The 1,727-nt window shown below is 70.6% G+C and carries 3 protein-coding genes; all 3 read left to right on the forward strand.

Annotated features, from left to right (window positions below; translation table 11 throughout):
- Positions 1–271: hypothetical protein (locus tag HMPREF0731_RS20215; protein ID WP_007006080.1), on the forward strand; the 271-nt coding region annotated here is incomplete at its 5' end.
- Between the two features lie 194 nt (positions 272–465).
- On the forward strand, positions 466–1,242 hold the full coding sequence (locus HMPREF0731_RS20220) for a response regulator transcription factor (RefSeq protein ID WP_007006081.1): 777 nt from the start codon (positions 466–468) through the stop codon (positions 1,240–1,242).
- A gap of 56 nt (positions 1,243–1,298) precedes the next feature.
- Positions 1,299–1,727: flagellar motor protein MotB (locus tag HMPREF0731_RS23380; protein WP_007006082.1), on the forward strand; the 429-nt coding region annotated here is incomplete at its 3' end.

Genomic DNA, 1,727 nt, shown 5'->3' on the forward strand with positions numbered 1-1,727 from the left:
GCTGCTGGGCGCGGCGGGCCTCGCCCCGACCCTGCCGCGCGAGCGCCGCGGCGATTCCCGCGCCATCGCCGGGCGCGGCCTTGAAGCCCTTGAAAAACTTCAACTCTCCTTGCTGGGGGCGGCCCCTCCCGCGGCCGGGGAACTGCTGGAGCTGGCGACGCAGGCCGAATCGGCGGCGGAATCCGAGCCGGGCGAGCTGGGCGGTGTCTGCCGCCAGCTGGCGCTGCGGCTGCGGCTGGAAGCGGCCAAGCAGGACCCCGCCATGGCCTAGTTGCGCGGGGAATTTTCTACCCTGGGTGGAAGAAGTGTGTCTTCCGCGCCGCATCCCATGGAATGAACCTGAAAACCGGGGCATCACTGCCTCCCGCTACAACTTTACCTTGCACTTCACATCGGCGAGAGATACCTCAGGCTTCGTTACGAGCCCCGTTGCTCTGATCCCGGCGAAAATCGCAAGGACTTGGCATGCATATCCTCCTCGCCTCCTCGATGGGCCAGAACCCAGAGTTGCATCGCAGCCTCAGCCAGGATGGGCATGGCTGCGACATCGCGGAACCCTTCGCGGAAGCCCCTTCGATCGCCCAGCACAGCGGCCCCTATGACGTGGTCGTGCTGGATGTCGCCGATGCGCGCCTGCAGGCCTTCGCGGCGCTGCGGGAGATCCGCCGCCGCGGCCTGCGCATGCCGGTGGTCATCATCACCAACCCGATCTCGGTCGAGGACGAGCAGACCGCGCTGAACATCGGCGCCGATGACGTCCTGCTGCGCCCGGTGCGGGCCCCGGTGCTGATCGCGCGCATGCAGGCGATCCTGCGGCGCGGCCTCGGCCACACCTCCTCGCAGCTGACCTGCGGCAATGTCGTGCTCGACCAGGCGCGCCGCACCGTCAGCGTCGATGGCCGCCATGTCCGCATCACCTGCCGCGAGTTCGACGTGCTGGAGATGCTGATGCTGCGCCGCGGCGTGCTGCTCACCAAGGAGCAGTTCATGAGCCGCGCCTATGGCGTGGAGGACGGGCCGGACCAGCGCATCCTCGACGTGTTCGTCTGCAAGCTGCGGCGCAAGCTCGCCGCCGCCGGCTCGGCCGAGATCGTGCGCACCATCTGGGGCCGCGGCTATGTGCTGGAGGAGCCGAGCATGGCGGAGCTCGCCGCCGCCCGCGCCCGCTTCCAGAACGGCCAGCCGCGCCTGCGCCGGGCGCATCTCGCGGTCGAGGCCGGCGGCATGGCCGTCGCCGTCTGACCATCCGGGCGCGCCGCCACACGGCGCGGCGGGGCTTGGCCCCCGGAGGAGCTTAGGTGGCGAAACGCGACAAGAACCAGCGCACCGTCATCGTCGTCCGCCGTGAGGAGGGCGGCGGCGATGGCGGCCATCATGGCGGCGCCTGGAAGATCGCCTATGCCGATTTCGTCACGGCGATGATGGCCTTCTTCCTGCTCATGTGGCTGATCAACGCCACCAGCGACGCGCAGCGCGTGGGCCTCGCCGATTATTTCGCGCCGACCAATGTGCTCAGCCGCGGCCCCTCCGGCGCCGGCGAGCCCTTCGGCGGCCGCACCATCAACAGCACCAACACGCTGGCCGGCGAGACGCCGCCCGCCATGGGCGAGCGGCCGATGTCGCCCCTGCCCTGGACGCGCGAGGACCGGCCGGAGGACGAGCCGGACGACCCGCCGGCCGAGCCGCAGCCGCCGCGCCGCTTCCGCGCCAGCCCCGAGGCGCCGGAG

The organism is Pseudoroseomonas cervicalis ATCC 49957 (assembly GCF_000164635.1).
In the GTDB taxonomy this organism is placed as follows: domain Bacteria; phylum Pseudomonadota; class Alphaproteobacteria; order Acetobacterales; family Acetobacteraceae; genus Pseudoroseomonas; species Pseudoroseomonas cervicalis.

Excerpts from the sequence above, each read along its gene's own strand:
- HMPREF0731_RS20220 (WP_007006081.1), top strand. The coding sequence starts at position 466 with ATGCATATCCTCCTCGCCTCCTCGATGGGCCAGAACCCAGAGTTGCAT.